At 39.6% G+C, this 15,279-nt stretch carries 12 protein-coding genes; 3 read left to right on the top strand and 9 right to left on the bottom strand.

Features of this window, described 5'->3' with window-relative positions:
• Positions 1 to 291: 291 nt before the first annotated feature.
• Positions 292 to 1,326 carry a DUF6340 family protein gene (locus K348_RS0111750; RefSeq protein WP_029905144.1) on the top strand — a complete coding sequence of 345 codons (1,035 nt, stop codon included), beginning with the start codon at positions 292 to 294 and terminating at the stop codon, positions 1,324 to 1,326.
• Between the two features lie 3 nt (positions 1,327 to 1,329).
• Here K348_RS0111750 and argS read toward each other — a convergent pair whose 3' ends face one another.
• Positions 1,330 to 3,126: an arginine--tRNA ligase gene (argS, locus tag K348_RS0111745; protein WP_029905143.1), complete on the bottom strand. Its 1,797-nt coding sequence runs from the start codon at positions 3,124 to 3,126 to the stop codon at positions 1,330 to 1,332.
• A 598-nt stretch (positions 3,127 to 3,724) separates the two neighbouring features.
• Here argS and rlmD point away from each other — a divergent pair.
• Entirely contained in the window at positions 3,725 to 5,134 is a 1,410-nt protein-coding gene (gene rlmD / locus K348_RS0111740) for a 23S rRNA (uracil(1939)-C(5))-methyltransferase RlmD (RefSeq protein ID WP_029905142.1), read from the top strand.
• A gap of 10 nt (positions 5,135 to 5,144) precedes the next feature.
• Here rlmD and K348_RS0111735 read toward each other — a convergent pair whose 3' ends face one another.
• The 3 genes from K348_RS0111735 to K348_RS0111725 are packed head-to-tail and all read right to left on the bottom strand — an operon-like array spanning position 5,145 to position 7,915.
• Positions 5,145 to 6,296 carry an endonuclease/exonuclease/phosphatase family protein gene (locus K348_RS0111735; RefSeq protein WP_029905141.1) on the bottom strand — a complete coding sequence of 384 codons (1,152 nt, stop codon included), beginning with the start codon at positions 6,294 to 6,296 and terminating at the stop codon, positions 5,145 to 5,147.
• Positions 6,280 to 7,164, bottom strand: coding sequence for a rhomboid family intramembrane serine protease (locus K348_RS0111730; RefSeq protein ID WP_029905140.1), 885 nt, complete (start codon positions 7,162 to 7,164; stop codon positions 6,280 to 6,282). The genes K348_RS0111735 and K348_RS0111730 overlap by 17 nt, the downstream gene beginning before the upstream one ends.
• Positions 7,145 to 7,915: a rhomboid family intramembrane serine protease gene (locus K348_RS0111725; RefSeq protein ID WP_029905139.1), complete on the bottom strand. Its 771-nt coding sequence runs from the start codon at positions 7,913 to 7,915 to the stop codon at positions 7,145 to 7,147. Before K348_RS0111725 ends, K348_RS0111730 begins: the two co-directional genes overlap by 20 nt.
• 228 nt (positions 7,916 to 8,143) lie before the next feature.
• Here K348_RS0111725 and K348_RS0111720 point away from each other — a divergent pair, with 228 nt between their 5' ends.
• Complete coding sequence (locus K348_RS0111720) at positions 8,144 to 8,410, top strand: HU family DNA-binding protein (protein ID WP_006801109.1); 267 nt, start codon at positions 8,144 to 8,146, stop codon at positions 8,408 to 8,410.
• Positions 8,411 to 8,477: 67 nt separating this feature from the next.
• Here K348_RS0111720 and K348_RS0111715 read toward each other — a convergent pair whose 3' ends face one another.
• From K348_RS0111715 to K348_RS0111695, 5 genes are all read right to left on the bottom strand, one after another.
• Entirely contained in the window at positions 8,478 to 9,677 is a 1,200-nt protein-coding gene (locus K348_RS0111715; RefSeq protein WP_029905138.1) for a hypothetical protein, read from the bottom strand.
• Between the two features lie 11 nt (positions 9,678 to 9,688).
• Positions 9,689 to 12,394 carry a DUF2339 domain-containing protein gene (locus K348_RS0111710; RefSeq protein WP_029905137.1) on the bottom strand — a complete coding sequence of 902 codons (2,706 nt, stop codon included), beginning with the start codon at positions 12,392 to 12,394 and terminating at the stop codon, positions 9,689 to 9,691.
• A gap of 98 nt (positions 12,395 to 12,492) precedes the next feature.
• The gene (locus tag K348_RS0111705; RefSeq protein ID WP_029905136.1) at positions 12,493 to 13,095 is read right to left on the bottom strand and encodes a hypothetical protein; all 603 of its coding nucleotides are present in this window, start codon (positions 13,093 to 13,095) and stop codon (positions 12,493 to 12,495) included.
• 12 nt (positions 13,096 to 13,107) lie between these two features.
• Positions 13,108 to 13,599, bottom strand: a complete 492-nt coding sequence (locus K348_RS0111700) for an RNA polymerase sigma factor (RefSeq protein ID WP_029905135.1) — start codon at positions 13,597 to 13,599, stop codon at positions 13,108 to 13,110.
• A 121-nt stretch (positions 13,600 to 13,720) separates the two neighbouring features.
• Entirely contained in the window at positions 13,721 to 15,232 is a 1,512-nt protein-coding gene (locus K348_RS0111695) for a permease (protein WP_029905134.1), read from the bottom strand.
• Positions 15,233 to 15,279 lie beyond the last annotated feature (47 nt).

The following is a 15,279-nucleotide window of genomic DNA, read 5'->3' as shown; positions in this document are numbered from 1 at the left end:
GCATTCACTTTTGACTCTTTTGAGCATCTTTTTCACTTTTTCCTCTCGGTTTAGCCCGCTAAACCAGCGAGTAAAAATCAAAAAAGCTATCTCAAAATAGTTCAAAGAAGATTGCCAATAAAATTTAAACAGTTACTTATTTTGATGATTATATTACAAATATAATGCTTATTTTGTACTTTTAATGCCGAAGACCTGTTTGAACCATTCTTAGTTTCTGTTGTTCAGAATAAGAAAAGTCAGGAAGATGATTTACAATTTAGAAGTAGAAAAAGTCTAAATGAACGTGTTATGAAATATCTGATTTACTCGATTATACTTGCTTGCCTGTTCGCATCATGTGCATCGACCAACTATCTGACAATAGATGTTCGCCAGCCGGCTTTTGTTTCGTTTCCTCCCGAAGTAGTCAATGTGGTGATTGTAGATAATACTTCTGATACGGAGGAAGAAAATGAGGATGAGACTAATAACACCGGGCAGTCTATTCTCTCGCTGGACAGTGCACGGACTATATTCCTGCAATCGTTACAAAAATACATGAGCGAAGAGAAATACTTCAATAATGTATCTCTTTATCATGAGAAAACTTATGAAGGAACAGGCGAAGATGTTGTTCCCCTGTCGGCAATGAAGATACAATCTATTTGCGAAGAAACAGATGCGGACGCCCTGCTATCACTCGATATATTCGGTATAGCCGCGCAGGTGGAAAACGAACAGTTGGCATATTTTACAAATATGAGCATTCTGGGGGCAAAACTAGGGGCAATCGTGAATATTTATTCTAAAGACGGAACAGAATATTCTAAGCCTTTAGGCGTAATCGATAGCTTATTCAGGGAAGTGCAGGGAAACTGGAGTCGCAAATATAAAGATGTGGGCGAGATAAACGACCTTTTGTCAGAGATGTCTATGGTAGGTGCAGATAAACTTACGAGCAATTTTGTGCCTTCATGGAAACCGGCTCAGAGATGGTACTATACGGATAATTCTTCGGAGATGAAGCAGGCAGCGCAATATGCAGCTGAAAGTAAATGGAAAGAAGCAGCCGAAATATGGGGCAAGCTGTTTGAAGAAAGCAAAAAAAATAAACAAATACGCCTGGCATCCAATATTGCTTTAGCCAACGAATGTCTCGACGATGTAGAGAACGCCGTTAAATGGATAAATATTGCACACGAACTACTCCCGTCAAGGAGCCGTTCGGAGCTTGCTTTACACATAATGGCTTACAGAAGCGACCTTATAGAAAGGCTAAATAATATTCCCAAGCTGAATGAACAACTTGGGACGGATGAATCAGGCGGAAAAGAACCGGAATAATTCCTACATTCTGTCAGGCACTTCGATGCCAAGCAACGACATACCGCTTTTTACTATCTTTCCTACCTCTTGCGACAGCACAAGGCGGAAATTTTTCAATGCCGGATTTTCTTCTTTCAGTATTGTATAATCGTGGTAGAACTGGTTGTATTCTTTTACTAAATCGTATATATAATTAGCTATCAGCGCCGGATTGTATTCATCTCCTGCCTGCTTCACCACAGCATCGTAATCGACAAGCAGCTGTATAAGGTTTTCTTCTTTTACGGTCAGTTCTGTATCGGTCGGCAACGATGACGGGATAGATAAGCCCTGCTCATTCGCCTTGCGGATAACGGACTGGATACGTGCATAAGTATATTGAATAAACGGCCCAGTATTTCCGTTGAAGTCTATCGATTCCTTCGGATTGAAGGTCATATTCTTTTTAGGGTCGACCTTCAAGATAAAGTATTTCAGTGCACCCATACCTACTATGCGGGCAATATTATTGGCTTCGTCTTCGGTGGCTCCGTCGAGTTTGCCTAATTCTTCGGAAGTGACTTTGGCTGTGGAAACCATTTCTTCAATCAGGTCGTCGGCATCTACAACCGTGCCTTCGCGTGATTTCATTTTGCCCTCCGGCAACTCCACCATACCGTATGAGAAATGCACAAGACCTTTTCCAAATTCATAGCCTAGTTTATCCAAAACAATGGACAATACCTGAAAATGGTAATTCTGTTCGTTTCCTACTACATAAATCATCTCATTCAGGTCGCGATGCTTTTTGAAACGTTGCTGAGCGGTACCAATATCCTGAGTCATATAGACAGATGTGCCGTCGCTACGCAGCAAGAGTTTATGGTCTAAGCCTTCAGCTGTAAGGTCTGCCCATACCGAACCGTCCTCCTTTTGATAAAAGACTCCTCTTTTCAATCCGTCGAGCACTGTTTCCTTACCGTCGAGATAAGTTTCCGATTCGTAATATATTTCATCGAAGTCAACACCGAGTTTCTTGTATGTCTCGTCGAAGCCGGCATATACCCATGAATTCATCATTTTCCACAATTCAACAGTATCGGCGTCTCCTGCCTCCCACTTGCGGAGCATTTCGCGAGCCTCAGCCATAAATACAGATTGCGCTTCTGCTTCTTCTTTCGATAGTCCTTTTGCCTGTAGTTCGGCTAATTCGGCTTTATAATGCTTATCGAATAGTACATAATAATCGCCTACCAGATGATCACCTTTTTTACCGCTCGATTCGGGAGTTTCGCCATTTCCCCACTTCTGCCACGCCAGCATGGATTTACAGATATGGATACCGCGGTCGTTAACTATATTGGTTTTCAATACCCGTTTGCCGTTTGCCTGCAACACTTCCGAGAGAGCAAAACCCAGCAAATTATTGCGGACATGTCCCAAATGCAGAGGTTTGTTTGTATTCGGGGAAGAATATTCCACCATAGCCAACGGAGCATCTTTTTCAACCTTGTGGATACCGTAATTCTCAGTAGAATGTACCGTATTCAATTGCTTGAGCCAGCATGATGTCGCCACTGTCAGGTTGAGAAATCCTTTTATTACATTAAAGCGGGTTACCTCCGGTGTATTAGCTACCAGCCATTCCCCTATTTCCTGTGCAGTCTGCTCTGGTCCTTTCCTGGATATTTTCAGAAAGGGAAATACGACAAGCGTAAGATGTCCTTCAAATTCTTTCTTTGTCTTTTGTAATACCGCCTGTTCCGCAGGGATATTTTGTGTATATAGAGTTTCAATAGCCTTTATTACAGCTTCTTGTAATTTAGTTTCAATCTTCATATAGTGACTTTTATATTAAGCGTGTTTAATAAGCACGCAAAATTACAAAAAAGTAGCGACAAGGCTTATATAAACTGTAAATAATCAAAGAGAAAGTAGGATATTATGATTGAACGTTTATCTATATAGAAATAGCTTTTAGCCTTTAGCTGTTAGTTCTTTGAAATGATATAGCAGTTACAAGTTACTTCGTCCTGCGGGCAGTTACAAAGTTACGGGATTATTAATTGTTTATTTTTAATTATTAATTAGTTCCTGTTACTTTTTGCGACTTAGCGTCTTTGCGAGAGATCAGAACATCTTATGCTAACGGCTAAAAGCTATCAGCTATTAGCTATAAAATCGTTACTTTTGTTACCTTTTAACTAAACATAGTTAATATATGCAAATAAGAAATTGAAGATAAAAAAAGCTAATGGCTAAAGCTATCATCTAATAGCTTAATTCCGTTACTTTTGTTACTTTTTAACATTATATAGTTAATTTATGTGAACAACCTTATCCTATTTTCTCAACAGTTAAACTCATAAGTCATAACTTACAATTCATAACTAAAATAACTATCTTTGCAGCCGATTCCGACACTAAAAAAACATCAATGAGCCGAAAGAAAAAAGAACTGCCACTTATAGAAAATGTAACAGTCATAGATATTGCTGCCGAAGGAAAGGCCATAGCCAAAGTCAACGATATGGTCGTATTTATTCCTTATGTAGTACCGGGAGATCTTATCGACCTGCAGATAACACGCAAGAAAAACAAGTATGCAGAGGGTAAGCCTGTGCGCTTCATCTCCTATTCTGCTGACAGGACAGAGGCCTTTTGCGAACACTTCGGAATCTGCGGCGGATGTAAATGGCAGATTTTACCCTATACTGAGCAATTAAAATTCAAGCACAAGCAGGTGGTGGACAATCTGACCCGTATAGGGAAAGTGGAACTACCGGAGATATCGCCTATCCTCGGTTCGGATAAGACAGAATTCTACCGTAACAAGCTGGAATATACATTTTCGAACAAGAAATGGCTTACATTGGAGCAGATACATTCGGGCGAAAGCTTTGATAATATGAATGCACTGGGCTTCCATATTCCGGGTATGTTCGACAAAGTACTGGATATAAATAAATGCTGGCTGCAGGATGATATTTCGAACCGGATACGAAACTTTATCCGTCAGTATTGCTTCGATAAAGGATATACTTTCTTCGACCTGAGAAACAGGGGCGGACTGATGCGTAATCTCATCATCCGCACTTCTTCTACAGGTGAATTAATGGCAATTGTTGTATTCTATGATGATGAAAAAGAACAAAGGGAAGACTTACTGAAAGCTGTTGCGAATCAGTTTCCGCAGATCACTGCCTTGCTATATATTATCAATCAGAAAGCGAATGATACGATTACCGACCAAGAGGTATTGACATGGAAAGGAAACGACTTCATATATGAAGAAATGGAAGGACTGAAATTTAAGATAGGCCCTAAATCATTTTATCAGACAAACAGCGAACAGGCGTATAACCTGTATAAAATAACACGTAACTTTGCACAATTGACTGGAAACGAACTGGTATATGATTTATACACCGGTACAGGAACAATAGCCAATTTTGTAGCCCGTCAGGCCAAAAAGGTAGTCGGAATAGAATATGTAGAAGAAGCTATCGAGGATGCGAAATTCAACTCGCAGAACAATACTATAGATAATACACTATTCTATGCCGGAGATATGAAGGATATACTTACACAGGAGTTTATCAATGAGCATGGACGTCCTGATGTGATTATTACCGACCCGCCGCGGGCAGGCATGCACGATGATGTGATTAATTCTATCTTATTTGCCGAGCCTCTAAGAATTGTGTATGTCAGTTGCAATCCGGCCACGCAGGCAAGAGACTTGTCGCTGTTGGATGAAAAGTACAGAGTGGTGAAGGTACAGCCTGTAGACATGTTCCCGCATACGCATCATGTGGAGAATGTTGTATTACTGGAGAAAAAGTAATATCGGAACGCTATTTAAAAGCGAGATAAGTCCATACGGGATAGTGGTCTGAGAACTTGACCTTGTCGACCGTACAGTTATAGGACTCAAAAGCTTTGGAATGCAGGATGAAGTCGATTCGCACCAGAAAATAGTTTTCATGGTAGGTAATACCCTGCCCGAATCCTGAATTAGCATATGAATCGACCAGATCATCTCCCTTTATCGTATGATAAGCATATGAAATAGGCGTATCATTGAAGTCGCCGCAAACAATGGTAGCATCGGCTTCCTGCTTATCCATGAAAGCCCTTATCATATTTGCTTGCGCTTCCCGTATTTCATAAGCTGCACCTAGTCGGGTCTGTAGGGTGTTAGCCATTTCATCGAAAGATTCCCGGTCACGGGTCTTAAGGAAATCCTTGTACAGTTTTTTATCTTCGGAAGTAAGCCTGTTAGATTCAAGATGGTTTACCACTAAGGTGACTTTCCGTCCTTGTATTTCCAATGTGAATAAACCGGAGCCATTATAGGTACTCTCTATCGGGACTTTCAGCGATTCGGTTATGGGAAATTTTGAATAACATGCAATACCGTATTTATATGATCTCTTACTCTTCCGTGGCCTACCCAACTCAATAATAGAACGGTAAGGATAATCTTTCATTATGCCATTCAATTCACTTTCGGAGATAATCATATTCTTCCCTTTTGTTTCCGACACAACAAACTCCTGAAAGCATATTATGTCAGCATTGCTATGGGTTATATATTCCCACATCGGATTACTGCGGGCTTTATCCCCTCTCAGCCAATTGAAGCCACGGACATTATAGGTAAGGACTTTGATTCTGTTCTCTGGTAAGTTTTTTGCACTGGTTTCGAAGTGTACGGGAAAACAAGTGGATATAGGTTGCCAGCAGGCAAGGATGACTACTAACTGTACTAAAGCGTACTTCCATCGCCAAAACACAGTCCATAGGATGAGATAGCCGATATTAATAAATAGGATGATGGGGAAAGCTAATCCCAGATATGCTATAATAGTCATTTTGGATGGAACGATATTCCATGCAAGTAAGGATGAAAGCAAAAACAGGATTGCGATTATATTGGTGGCAAAGACGGTGTATTTTATCACCTTGCCTATCTTATTTCCTAAGAGTTTACTTGTTGCTGGCATCGAACAATCGTTTTTTTTCTTCCTTACTCAGGCTGTTGTAACCTGAAGCTTTAAGCTTGTCCAGAATACGGTCTATTTCTTCCGTCTCGGTATTCTTACGTTGGTTATAGTTGTAATCGTTCTCTCTTTTCTTATATTTCACCTTCATCTTTTCCTTTGATTTAGGCTTGAAAAGATTAACGACCGAATCGATGACTTTGTTGAGCCACCGGGTAATATCCTTCCCTTTCAGATACTGCTTTGCATATAAGTAACCCATTAATGCCCCGCCAATATGTGCGATGTGCCCTCCCGGATTGCCAGTACTTGTCAGCCCGACGAAATCGAGGACAAAGATAACGAGTGCAATGTATATGATCTTTATCCGGCCAAAAATAAACAGTACTACTTCTGTATCGGGCCGGTAAAATGCAGCAGCAAATATGATAGCCATAACAGATGCCGATGCACCGATCATAGGTGCATTATTCATCTGCACGAACATTGGGATTGTATTAAAGGTTAGGACGAAAAGAGCAGCACCTGCCAATCCACCGAGAATATAAAGGCTTCCCAGGCTCTTCGGATTGAAATAAGAAAGGAATATCTGCCCGAACCAGTATAGCATCAGCATATTGAACAATATATGGAGAAAGTTCTCATGAACAAACATATATGTCAACGGAGTCCAGAAACGCTCGGCCAATAAATCCAGACGTGCAGGTATAGCCACATAATCCACCAGCAGATCGGTGATATCGACATTAAAAAGCTTGGTTACATTGGCAACGACCAATATGAGGAATATACTCACATTGATGACGATGAGCCGTATGAGTATATCCTTGCGCTGCAGTATCGGCTTTATATTATTTGAGTATATTCCCATTCGTAAAAAATCCTTTCTTTCGCCAGTAAAGCAATATTAAGACACCAGTAAGCAATCCTCCCAGATGAGCAAAATGGGCGACATTGTCTCCCGTACGGTTTACAAGTCCCAAAGATAATTCAAGAACTCCATACCCTATCACAAACCATTTGGCTTTGATTGGAATCGGCGGGAACAAAAGCATCAGCTGAGCATTAGGAAACAACATCCCGAACGCAACTAACACGCCGAAAACTGCACCGGAAGCACCGATCATCACCCCGTTAATCAGCAGATTCAGATCACCTAGGGTTGAATCAACATAATTGCGGTTACTCATCAGCAAGCTGAGGCCTTCAGATTTAACCTTTGCCAGTATTTCGGGCAACAATTCCGGTGGTATATCGGCCTCTATGCTTTGTATCCGCAAATACATAACCAATAACTGAAGCAATGAGGCTCCGATTCCAGTAAGCATGTAGTATAGCAAGAACTTCTTAGGCCCCCATACAGTTTCCAGCACGCGACCGAACATGAATACGGCAAACATGTTGAAGAACAGATGGCTTATATCCCCGTGCATAAACATGCAGGTTATTATCTGGTGAGGCATAAACAACTCGGATGAGAAATAATGCAGTCCGAGATAGTTGACCATACCACCACCTTTCGATAATAGAGAATCTGCGAGAAAGACGAGGACATTTATAATGAGTAAATTCCGTGTAACCAACGGGATAGAGTTCATAAAACCCGCATTATTTTGATTCATTCTGATTTCTAAAAATATGTTTTAATAAAGCCCAAAAGTACAGATATTTTTTGTCTTTTGATTCAAAATCGGGTCTACATTTAGATATTTTGCGATTTACAGTCAGTTTTTCCTATTTTTTTTTATGATTATTAAATAAAACACTTATATTTGAAACTTAGAACTAGTTGTAGAGTAAAACGTATATTTCAGTTATATAATGTTTAATTAATCATTACAAATTTTATTATGAACAAGACAGAACTCATCAATGCTATTGCTGAAAAATCAGGCTTGAGCAAAGTAGATTCTAAAAAAGCTTTGGAAGCTTTTATCGAATCAGTAACAGGAGAAGTAAAAGCAGGTGGTAAAGTAGCCCTAGTTGGCTTCGGAACATTCTCTGTAACACAGAAAGCTGCAAGAAAAGGTATCAACCCTAGAACTAAAGCTGTTATTAACATCCCTGCTAAGAAAACTGTTAAGTTTAAAGCCGGTGCTGATTTAGCTGCATTGTAATCAAAATTACATTAGAAAGATTAAGGGCAGAAAAGAGTATTAACTTTTCTGCTTTTTTTGTGGATAATTACGGCTTCTTTGCGCCCATTTCTTTCACCATTTTCACACATATGAAAAAGAGGAATAAGCCGATAAGGATGATTACAGTCCATAGAAAAACGGGGCGCTCAAACCATGACAACTGTCTCACATCCGATTCCTGCTGAATATCTATGCGTTTAAAACCTTTAGTTTTAATAACTGGCAGATCAGCCGGAATATCATTCTGAAAGTACTCGATATCATACTTTGGTGCAGCATTGCCATTATTGCCTACCTGAATAGTATATTGCTGTCCTTCTTCCAAATATGCACAAATATAGCGGTTAAGCCCGTATGCCCTGACCGAATCTATCTTTAACGGAGGATTGCTATGGTTCTCGATCACAACAGATGTATTCTTGCTGAAAAGAAAATCATTCACAAAGAAAGTATTGCTCCCCTTAGCCGAAAGGTCAAATACAGCACGGCTATGAGATAAAGAATCCGACATTACCGCCCTACGCAGATAATATGTCTTACTGCTTATATTGAACTCCAACTTATTAATGCGGTAAGTATCAATAGTGTTTGAAAAACTGATATATGTCTTCTTATCAGCACTATCAACTTGAGAGAAAGTCCCTAAATCCAGTTCTGAAAACTGTGCATATATACTGGAATTCTTCATCTTCCCGACTTTTATAACCTCTAACGGGCTACTCTGATTATTTTCCAGTGTGATTTCATAATAGCGATAGTTCCCTTGTGGGAAATCGAGCACGAGTATTTCATCCGGATTTCCGTATCCGGAAACCCCTGTCTTCTGTCTAACAATATACCATTGCTTCAAATCATTGCTGCCTCTAAGTGAAGCGTATTTATTTACATCAGCCCTGCGTATAACGACGTAAAACCTATCGATATTCTCTGCTTTCTGATTATCAACAATGACAATATTGAGACTGTCTTTTACCTGATTCTGTTTTAACACATAGTTTTCAAAGCTGTTTATTTCCTGTACAGGACTAGCCGCACGCACAAAATACGGAACCTCTTTGTTTTTGTTGTCAAATATCCTCAAATCCGAGAAATTACTATTCAGCGATTTTGCGATCAGCCTCTGTCCGAGCTGGATATTATAGTATCCGCTTTGCTCTACAGAATCAATACTTTCCTGCCACATAGACTGGCTTAATATCGTCTGTGACAAAAGCATCAGAAAGGATAAAAATAAATACTTTTTCATCGGCTTCTTTTTTACTCCTGTTCTTGTGTATGATCTTCCGCCACTGAAGGCTTATCATCCTTAACCAATACCTTTATCTTCTGCTGCATAAACGATACCAGTAATAGGATTACCCCCAGCATGATAAATGAAACTATACGTCCGGCCTGTGACATACGCCACACATCATATGCATAGAACTTGATAATGATTACTCCAAAGAAAATCAGAGAGATCTTCCGCAGAAGCACCTCTTTGCTTTTCAGCCCCCAAACCATAAGCACCATAGCGATAATACCCCAAAGTATAGGATATCCGAACGTATGGACGTCATATAATAAGTCTTCGTAATTCTCTACATTTCCAAACAGTTGTATAACCAGATTATCAAGTTCGATGCTCATTATTGCTACAGACATAATAACCAACGACCAGCATAATGGTGAGAACCAGTCTTCAGATAAAGCCTTCACATTTCTGGCCAGCAAGAAGATAATGTAAGCTATTGCCGGCAGAGAAATAAGGTGCACCACGAAATAACTTGTACCATATGCATTCAGACTGAAAATATCGAAGCGCAGATCGATAGCCAGATAACTATAAACGAACGTGTATAAGATAACGGAGAAGAATAACAGAATAAAAATATGGGCTTTGTTTACTACAGTCTTTCTGTAAATAGCTCCCAATACTGCAATGTAAACGGAAGTGTAAGTTGCCAGCGCCAAACAACGGAAACTCGAAATCATGCCTGTATCTGTATAAAGTTCCAATTGATAATTCAGTTCAAGATACGGCACAATATATGTGAGAATAACTACCACAAATTTAAATGCTCCGGTAACCGCTCCGACAGATATCGTATCGAACTTCGTCAGCTCAATATCGGAGTCAGGATCTTCTTTCTTCAAAAGGAACATATTGATGATAAAGCTGGCTATTACAACCAATCCCGTTATGAATATCCTGTTTACAAAGAAAGGCAATGCTTCGTCATACATATAGTTATGATTGACATCCATTGCATAAGAAATCAACGTCAGCACGGCAATAACAAGGAACCCGACACGGAATACCTTTATATTCGACATTTGCCACAACCATAATAGCAAAACGACTTCTGCCCCCCAGAACATGGTTATGACATGCCCGTGCAACTGCATAGGGATAGCAAGACTGACAAAAGTCATCACCATGGCAATGATCATATAAATCAGGTTGCGGTCTACTTTACTCTGTCTGAACAAGGCCAGCATAACGATAGCATTTACTACCGCAATAGCAATAGTAACAAGTCCTCTGACATCGTATTCATAATTATCGAAAACATAAATACAGGCGAGAAATACAGACAAGTTATTAGTCAATATAAGAAAAGCCTGATAAGCGGTAATCTTACTTTCAGCTTTAAAATGATCGAAGAGAGCCAGCAAATAGAACTGAACGAAGAAGAGTACTGCAAATATTGTTACCGGTATAAACTGATTTTCGAAATATCTTAATGTCCATGTCCAGAAGAATATAAGGGTAAGCACATAGCTGATTATTCCTATTACCCTCCATTTTTTAACAAATGACACAACCAGCATCCCCGAATTCAATATCAATATATATGAGAAGAGCACGATATAGTTGCCCGTTCCCGTACTTACCATTAATGGTGAAGCAAAGCCTCCTAAAAGGGAGAATATTGCCAGTTCTTTACGGTCGTAATACAAGGAAAGGATAACTGAAAATATGGTTATAGCAATGAGTATAATAAATGCTATCGTCTGATTAAACAGTTGATATTCCCTGAATGCTAATGTTATTGTGATATAAAAGACCGAGATTCCTCCACCGACAAGTATGGACGAAAACACATGATACTTCAATTTCAGCTTATGAGCGATACCAATTATAATGCCTCCCGTAAGGATACCGATTCCTACCCGGCCGACTTCATTTATCCAGTTCTGATCGATAGCATACTTTACAAAGAAACCTATACCCAGTACCAGTGTAACAATTCCGACCTTACTCAACCAGTTGTCACCTAATAGTTTTTCGATAAAGTTCTTGTCTTCATATTCATCTTCCGGTTCTTCATCCACATGGATTGGCGGTGGTGGAGAAACAGGGGGAACTTGTACTGGTGGAATTTCTGCCGTTACTTTTTCTTCCTCTTCATTACGAACAAATGCTGCAAATGGCGGCGGAGTTTCTTCTTCTGCCGTTTGCTCATCGTTTGACTCAGAAGCTAATTCTTCTTGTGGTTGTTCGTCGATATTCTCTTCCATGACAGTTTCAACAATAGATTCTGGAATAATTTCTTCTACTATTACTTCTTCAACTATCGGCTCCGGTTCCTGCTCGATTAGTTCGTTGATCTCCGGTTGAGACTGTTCTTTTACGATTGTTTCCGGTACAGGTGCTTCTGCAATAATTTCTTCTTTAAATATCTCTTCCGGTGATATGGTAACGGGCTTGTCTTCTGTTTCCTTATGAAATACAGGTGATTCCGGTGCGTATTTACTCTTATTATTTATTTCATCCAGCGCATCCATTATAACATCAAGATCTTTTACCGAAGCAGTATGATTGTGTAAATCCGTCAGCCTCTTATTCAGATTGTTTACATCACGACTTATATAATCGATATTTTGGCTGATAGAACTCATTTTAACCAGTAAGATGATGGGAATTATGAATATGCTGATCAGTACTATAATCAATAGAAATACAAGGAATCCTTCCATAGTCAGTTCGTTGTGTTAGTAATAATTCGGTAAAAATACAGGATATATTGAATAATACAGCCTTTTTATCGAAAATTCTTATTAGATCATATAGCTGTCTACTCTTTTTCGTCGTCTTCCAAATCACGTAACTCCTGCAAGCTTTTAAGTATATGGCTGATATTCTTATCATATATCTTCTTATACTGCCAGTATGAAAGGATTATTACGATTACAAATACTCCAACAACAGCTATCCACCGCCAGAGCTCCATTTGTAGAGTAGTATAAGGCAGGACAAAAAACAAACCTATAAGTGGTATGACAGTAAAAGAAGCTATTTTCTCCCTCCGTATTTGTATATTAAAGCGCTGTATCAGTACAATATTGTTACTGACTGGCTTTGAAAAATCGACTTTCATCAGCATATATACTTTCCTTATCTGCGCAATTATACCCAGAATAGAATAGCCAATAGCAAGATAAACGATTACCTGCTGCAAAATAAAATAGAGGTATCCCTGAGTAATAAGGAATATCATAAACGGAATCACTATTATAGTAAGGATAATGCCCAGAAATTCGAAATTGATCAATCGTCCCAAAGCCTTATCCGACTTGGCATGCAGCATCTCCTTCAGTATATTTTCCTTCAGCATTTCCTGCTTCTTCAGCCGTTCGTCCAACGAATGCCATGTATCTTTTAATTCATCCAATTCCATAAACAGTAATTCTTAAAGATTTGACATCTGCTTGAGTTTTTCTCTTGTACGCTTTAGCTTCGTACCCACATTAGTTACCGTCAGTCCTGTTATTTCAGCTATTTCCTGATATGACTTTTCTTCCAGATAAAGCAGGATGATAGCGCGCTCTATAGTATTCAGCTGATGAATCAGCCTATACATTTCCTTTATCTTTTCATTCATATTCTCCGGTTCGGCCAGCGATTCTTCCAAGATAGAAACCGGACTACCCTTAGGGCGGCGCATTTCCTTTCTCATACCCGATATACACGTATTCAAAGCCACACGGTATATCCATGTTGAAATCTTACTTTCATTGCGGAAACGCTGGTAACCTGTCCATAGATTACAGACAACTTCCTGATATAAATCGGAAATAGGAAATTCATCTGAGACATAAAAAGAGCATACTTTGTAAATGATCCGCTCATTGGCGCGAACCATTTCAATAAATGCTTTTTCTATATCTGTTTTAACTGTCATCCTTAAACTCTTACTCTGTTAGTCGGTGAGATGCAAAGAAAATGACAAGGTATCACATTTTTTAATAAAAAAGCCCCTAAAATTGTGAGTTTAGGAGCTTTATTAATCTTTCTATCTATGATTATATCTTTATTTCAGCAGCTTTCTTTGAATCTATATCCCTGACGACTTTTGCATATATGACAAGTGCAATAGCCGACACTAATCCTATAGCAAAGAACACATACCATAGGTAATGCGCATTTGCAGTTGCCGCAGCATAATCGGCGGCAAAGTTTGTAGAATTGGCAAATCGTTCCGATAACGGATCGGGGCAGAATGTTTCCAATAAAAATCCTGCAACAATGAAGCTCACCAGTGAAGATACAAATGTATGGAGATGACTGAACCCGAGATAAAGCCCCTCTTCTCCTTTTGGCGATTGCAGGGAAAAATATTCGAGGAAGCGCGGTGAAATAAAACATTCGGCAAGTGCCTGAAAAGCAATTCCAATAATCAGCATAAGCGTAACCGGATGAATCGTAAACAAGCCGCCGACAGATATCAAATCACTACCCATCATATTACCGAATGCCATCAGTAAAGCCGAAAAAGGAATGATAAACATCCCGACCATTATCGAAGCCAAAGGTGAACGCTTCTTCATTATAGTAGTTACCAAATTCACCAACAAGAAAACTACCAGAGGATTTACATTGGCTATCCATCCCGGAGATGCATCCGGCCCTACCATGCGTATAACATATTTCGGCATCGATGCATACATCTGTTGCTGTACTATCCAGAAACCGCTGGTAATAAGTATGAGAGCCACAAGACGGCCGTTCTTACAGACTTTTATCAGTGCCTGCCAGATTTCCGATAAGCTTTTTCCCTGTCCTTCCGTCTTTGTAGAACGATACATAAAGAAGACAACGATCAATGCAACTAATGTCATTGTTGCCGAGAAATAATTCAGATAAACTAAGCCTTGATCACCTATACTTTTACGAAGCGGGTCAACAACTGTTTTGCCTGTAAATGCCCCTATATTAACCATCATATAGAAAATGGCAAATCCTCTTGCCCGTGTATCCGCGGTCGTTTCTTTAGCTACAGTTCCCGATATTACGGATTTTATAAATGCGCCGCCGACTACTATCAACAATAGAATAGGCACGATAGTCCATTGTTGAACACTTTCTCTCAGCCCGGTGAACTCGGTAAACCTGTCAAAATTCCCTACTCCTATAGCTTTAAAGAAAGAACGGAATACGGCGACAATACCTCCTTCGTTCATTTCTGTCATGTCGGGATTCAGGCCGACTGCATTCCCAGCGCCATAGCTTACCAGTCCGGCACTTTCAAGAAAAGTTGGAATAAGCCCCAAGCCGAAATAACCGATAGTAAGAAGTGCAAAAGCCGTCATTATAGCCTTGCGGAAGCCTATTTTATCTGAATATGCACCGAGGAAAGTAGGCAGAAAATAGAGCAAAGCGGAAAAGCACCCGGCAATAATACCGCCTTCGACATCCGAAAAGCCCCAAACGTTTGATAAATATAAAGTTAATGAAATGAATACCGCATAATACGACAGTCGCTCTAATAATTCGACAGAATTAGCGACCCAAAAAGCTCTGGAAAATTTAGTCATCAAATTGTATTAAATTGTTAAAATAAAAACGAATAGTCACAAAAATA

This window comes from Prevotella sp. 10(H), assembly GCF_000711235.1.
In the GTDB taxonomy this organism is placed as follows: Bacteria; Bacteroidota; Bacteroidia; order Bacteroidales; family Dysgonomonadaceae; genus Dysgonomonas.
This window is presented reverse-complemented; position numbering and strand designations above follow the sequence as displayed.

What these genes read in the sequence shown, in the direction of transcription:
- K348_RS0111750 (WP_029905144.1), top strand. Translation starts at nt 292, where the DNA reads ATGAAATATCTGATTTACTCGATTATACTTGCTTGCCTGTTCGCATCA.
- argS (WP_029905143.1), bottom strand. Translation starts at nt 3,126, where the DNA reads ATGAAGATTGAAACTAAATTACAAGAAGCTGTAATAAAGGCTATTGAA.
- rlmD (WP_029905142.1), top strand. Translation starts at nt 3,725, where the DNA reads ATGAGCCGAAAGAAAAAAGAACTGCCACTTATAGAAAATGTAACAGTC.
- K348_RS0111735 (WP_029905141.1), bottom strand. Translation starts at nt 6,296, where the DNA reads ATGCCAGCAACAAGTAAACTCTTAGGAAATAAGATAGGCAAGGTGATA.
- K348_RS0111730 (WP_029905140.1), bottom strand. Translation starts at nt 7,164, where the DNA reads ATGGGAATATACTCAAATAATATAAAGCCGATACTGCAGCGCAAGGAT.
- K348_RS0111725 (WP_029905139.1), bottom strand. Translation starts at nt 7,915, where the DNA reads ATGAATCAAAATAATGCGGGTTTTATGAACTCTATCCCGTTGGTTACA.
- K348_RS0111720 (WP_006801109.1), top strand. Translation starts at nt 8,144, where the DNA reads ATGAACAAGACAGAACTCATCAATGCTATTGCTGAAAAATCAGGCTTG.
- K348_RS0111715 (WP_029905138.1), bottom strand. Translation starts at nt 9,677, where the DNA reads ATGAAAAAGTATTTATTTTTATCCTTTCTGATGCTTTTGTCACAGACG.
- K348_RS0111710 (WP_029905137.1), bottom strand. Translation starts at nt 12,394, where the DNA reads ATGGAAGGATTCCTTGTATTTCTATTGATTATAGTACTGATCAGCATA.
- K348_RS0111705 (WP_029905136.1), bottom strand. Translation starts at nt 13,095, where the DNA reads ATGGAATTGGATGAATTAAAAGATACATGGCATTCGTTGGACGAACGG.
- K348_RS0111700 (WP_029905135.1), bottom strand. Translation starts at nt 13,599, where the DNA reads ATGACAGTTAAAACAGATATAGAAAAAGCATTTATTGAAATGGTTCGC.
- K348_RS0111695 (WP_029905134.1), bottom strand. Translation starts at nt 15,232, where the DNA reads ATGACTAAATTTTCCAGAGCTTTTTGGGTCGCTAATTCTGTCGAATTA.